This window comes from Spirillospora sp. NPDC046719, assembly GCF_040645715.1.
Classification (GTDB): domain Bacteria; phylum Actinomycetota; class Actinomycetes; order Streptosporangiales; family Streptosporangiaceae; genus Spirillospora.
In genome coordinates this window covers 1-4,125 of record NZ_JBEYYT010000642.1, presented here as the reverse complement: position 1 = coordinate 4,125, position 4,125 = coordinate 1, and the positions used below count along the sequence as shown (strand labels likewise).

Here is a 4,125-nt window from a genome sequence, read left to right as displayed (position 1 = left end):
TTCGGTTTTGGTGTGTGGTTTTCTGAGGGTTCATATCCGTACCTGCCCGGCCTCCCCTCCCCCGGCCCCGCCGTCAGCCCCCCCCCCCGGCCGGCCCCCCGCCGCACGTCAACGATGGCGGGAGCGGGGCGTGTGCGCAGAAGGCGGGAGGGTCACTTGCCGAAGAGCTCGCGGAGGCGGCCGATCTGCTCGCGGCGCTCGGCGGCGCACTGCTGCTCCAGGCTGTTCTGCGGCGCCTCCCACAGCAGCCGCTTGGTGGCCACGGCGGCACCGGGGTTCACGGCGAGGAGGGACGCGACGAGCTCGGCGACGGCGGCGTCCAGGCCGTCGCGCGGCACGACGATCTCGGCGAGGCCGAGCCGGGCCGCCTCCTCGGCGTGCACCGTCCGGGCCGTCAGGCACAGCTCCAGGGCGCGCCCGATCCCGACGATCTCCACCAGCGGCTTGGTGCCGGTGAGGTCGGGGACGAGCCCGAGCGCGGGCTCCTTCATGCAGAACTTGACGTCGTCGGCGGCGACGCGGATGTCGCAGGCCAGGGCGAGCTGGAACCCGCCGCCGATGGCGTGCCCGTGCACCGCCGCGACGGTGACGATCTCGGGGCGCCGCAGCCAGGTGTACCCCTCCTGCAACTCGGCGATGAAGCGGTCGGTCGCCGCGGCGTCGGAGCCGTCGGCGAAGCCCTCGCCGCCCTCGCCGGAGAACATCGACAGATCGATGCCCGCCGAGAACGAGGGACCGGCGCCGCGCAGCACGACCACCCGCACGCCCTCCGGCAGCGACCGCCCGATCGCCGCCAGGCCGCGCCAGGTGGCGAACGTCATGGCGTTGCGCCGCTCCGGCCGGTTCAGCGTGACGGTCGCGACCGCCCCGTCGACCTCCAGCCGCAGCCCGGCCTCGGCCAGTGCCTCCTCCGCCGGCCCGGCCGCGGTGGCCGTCTCCACCCCGGCGTTCGCGTCCGCCATCGACACTTCCCCTTCCGACGAGCACGGCGGGCCCGCCCCGCCGTCCACGAGGCGGGACCCGTCCTGCCCGCCGCCGCGACCGAACCCTACTCGGTGGGCCGCGGCGACGGATCAGGCGGTGCGCTCATCCGGGGGAAGTCGTCCGTCCCGGACCTCGGGCCGTGGTGGACCCGCGTCCGTTCGGAACGTTCGTCCGGTCAGGACTTCTTGCCCCGGGTCGCTCCGCCGCGACCGCGCAGGTTGACTCCCGACTCCGTCAGGATCCGGTGGATGAAGCCGTACGAGCGGCCGGTGGCGGCTGCCAGGGCGCGGATGCTCTCGCCGGAGTCGTACCTCTTCTTGAGGTCCGCCGCCAGCTTGTCGCGCTCGGCACCGGTCACGCGGGTGCCCTTCTTGAGGGTCTCGGCCACGAGTACCTCCCGTAGTGATGTGGTGACCGCTGCGTTATCCCCCGCCATGATCAGTCATTCCCGCGCGTTCGGCTACCCACTCGGCCAGAAAAGATCTGCGGAAGGCACCCTGCAGGTCACGCAAGTGCCACCAGATCGGCAAACTCGTCACTCCAGATGTCTTCGACACCATCGGGCAGCAAAATCACTCTTTCCGGCCGCAGCGCGTCCACCGCACCCTCATCGTGGGTCACCAGGACGATGGCCCCGGCGAAGGTGCGCAGCGCCCCGAGGATCTCCTCGCGGCTGGCCGGATCGAGGTTGTTGGTGGGCTCGTCCAGCAGCAGGACGTTGGCGCTGGACACCACCAGCATCGCCAGTGCCAGCCGGGTCTTCTCGCCGCCGGACAGCACGCCCGCGGGCTTGTCGACGTCGTCGCCGGAGAACAGGAACGAGCCCAGGATCTTGCGGACCTCGACGGGTGCGAGGCCGGGCGCGGCCGACTGCATGTTCTCCAGCACCGAGCGCTCCACGTCGAGCGTCTCGTGCTCCTGGGCGTAGTAGCCGATCCGCAGCCCGTGCCCGGCCACGACGGTCCCGGTATCGGGCTTGTCGACCCCCGCCAGCATGCGCAGAAGGGTGGTTTTCCCCGCCCCGTTCAGGCCCAGCACGACGACGCGGCTGCCCCGGTCGATGGCCAGGTCCACGTCGGTGAAAATCTCCAAAGATCCGTACGATTTCGACAAACCCTCGGCGGTAAGGGGGGTTTTGCCACAAGGTGCCGGGTCCGGGAAGCGAATTTTGGCCACCTTGTCGGCCTGCCGCTCCCCCTCGACGCCGGCGAGCAGCTGCCGGGCCCGCCGGTCCATCTGCTGCGCCGCCTTGGCCTTGGTCGCCTTCGCGCGCATCTTGTCGGCCTGCGACAGCAGCGCCGACGCCTGCCGCTGCGCGTTGGCCGTCTCGCGCCTGCGCCGCCGCTCGTCGGTCTCCCGCTGGTCGAGGTACTTCTTCCAGCCGACGTTGTAGATGTCGATCACGCTGCGGTTGGCGTCCAGGTGGAAGACACGGTTCACCACCACGCCGAGCAGGTCGACGTCGTGGCTGATCACGACCAGGCCGCCCTGGTGCGACTTCAGGAAGTCGCGCAGCCAGACGATCGAGTCGGCGTCCAGGTGGTTGGTCGGCTCGTCCAGCAGCAGCGTGTCGGCGCCGGAGAACAGGATGCGGGCCAGCTCGACGCGGCGCCGCTGCCCGCCCGACAGGGTGCCGAGCGGCTGCCCCAGCACCCGGTCGGGGAGCCCGAGGCTGGAGGCGATCGAGGCGGCCTCGGCCTCGGCGGAGTAGCCGCCGAGCACGTGCAGCCGCTCCTCGAGCCGCCCGTACCGGCGGACGGCCTTGTCGCGCTCCTCGCCGGTCGCGGTGGCCATCGCCTCCTCGGCGGCGCGCAGCTTGCGGACGACCTCGTCCAGCCCGCGGGCCGACAGGATGCGGTCGCGGGCCAGCTCGTCGAGGTCGACGCCGCGCGGGTCCTGCGGGAGGTAGCCGATGGTGCCCGACGACGTGACGCCGCCCTGCGCGGGGATCGACTCCCCGGCCAGCACCTTGGTGAGGGTGGTCTTGCCCGCGCCGTTGCGGCCGACCAGGCCGACCCGGTCGCCGGGGTTGACCCGGAACGAGGCGGACTCGATCAGCAGCCGGGACCCGGCGCGCAGCTCGATGTCTTTCGCGATGATCACAGTGACAGGGCTCCCCTGACGGACGGCTCGATGGGCAGGCGCACGAAACAGCGCGCCGCGCGGTCCATCCGACCGGGGCGCGCTGGGCGGCCTGTCAACTCGGGAGCGAAACCATCACCACAGTGTACGTGACACGCGGGCCGCTCCCGGCCATGCCGATCGGGCCGGGCGGATGTGTGAACGCCGCGCCGCGGGCCAGGATGGGAGTACGGCGGGCGACGGCGGACGCCCGGGGCCGGACGCCCCGGCACGAAGGAGTGTGAGTCGGATGACCCAGGTCACGGGCAACCTGCCGGACGGGACGCCGAACTGGCTGGACATCGGCGTGCCCGACATCGAGCGGGCCAGGACGTTCTACGGGACGCTCCTCGGCTGGCAGTTCGAGGACGCGGGGCCGGAGGCGGGCCACTACAACCAGTGCAAGCTGCGCGGAGCGCCGGTCGCCGGAATGATGCAGAACCCGGACGACGCGCCGGACGAGTACTGGTGGACCGTCTACTTCGCCGCGGACGACTGCGACGGCCTCGCCAAGCGGGCCGCGGACGCGGGGGGCGCGGTGGTCGTGCCGCCCATGGACGTGATGTCGATCGGCCGCATGGCGATCGTGAGGGACCCGCAGGGCGCGCAGTTCGGGCTGTGGCAGGGGCGGGAGCACCACGGCTCGGCGATCGTGAACGAGCCGGGCTCGTTCGTCTGGAACGAGCTGGTCACCCCCGACGCCAAGGCGGCGGGCGACTTCTACCAGGCGGTGTTCGGCTACGAGCTCGAGCCGATGCCGGGCGACATGGACTACACCGTCCTGCGGCGCGCCTCCGACGGGCGCTACATCGGCGGGATGCTCGGCGGCGCGGACATGGTGCTCGGCAACGGCCGGACCGCCGTGCCGACGTGGATGACCTACTTCGCGGTCGACGACGCGGACGAGGCGGTCCGGAAGGTCACCGCGGGCGGCGGCACGGTCGACTCGGGGCCCGCCGACAGCCCGTACGGCCGGTCCGCGGCCGTACGGGACCCGTTCGGGGTGCCGTTCCACGTGAT

At 72.0% G+C, this 4,125-nt stretch carries 4 protein-coding genes; 1 reads left to right on the top strand and 3 read right to left on the bottom strand.

Features of this window, described 5'->3' with window-relative positions; genetic code table 11:
* Positions 1 to 152: 152 nt before the first annotated feature.
* From ABZ914_RS47845 to ABZ914_RS47835, 3 genes are all read right to left on the bottom strand, one after another.
* Positions 153 to 962: an enoyl-CoA hydratase/isomerase family protein gene (locus ABZ914_RS47845; RefSeq protein WP_387017985.1), complete on the bottom strand. Its 810-nt coding sequence runs from the start codon at positions 960 to 962 to the stop codon at positions 153 to 155.
* A 197-nt stretch (positions 963 to 1,159) separates the two neighbouring features.
* Positions 1,160 to 1,372, bottom strand: a complete 213-nt coding sequence (locus ABZ914_RS47840) for a helix-turn-helix domain-containing protein (protein ID WP_021596738.1) — start codon at positions 1,370 to 1,372, stop codon at positions 1,160 to 1,162.
* Between the two features lie 116 nt (positions 1,373 to 1,488).
* Positions 1,489 to 3,087, bottom strand: coding sequence for an ATP-binding cassette domain-containing protein (locus ABZ914_RS47835; protein WP_190856394.1), 1,599 nt, complete (start codon positions 3,085 to 3,087; stop codon positions 1,489 to 1,491).
* Between the two features lie 268 nt (positions 3,088 to 3,355).
* Between ABZ914_RS47835 and ABZ914_RS47830 the strand changes: the two genes are divergently transcribed.
* The coding region (locus ABZ914_RS47830) for a VOC family protein (protein ID WP_500201278.1) at positions 3,356 to 4,125 on the top strand (770 nt) is incomplete at its 3' end.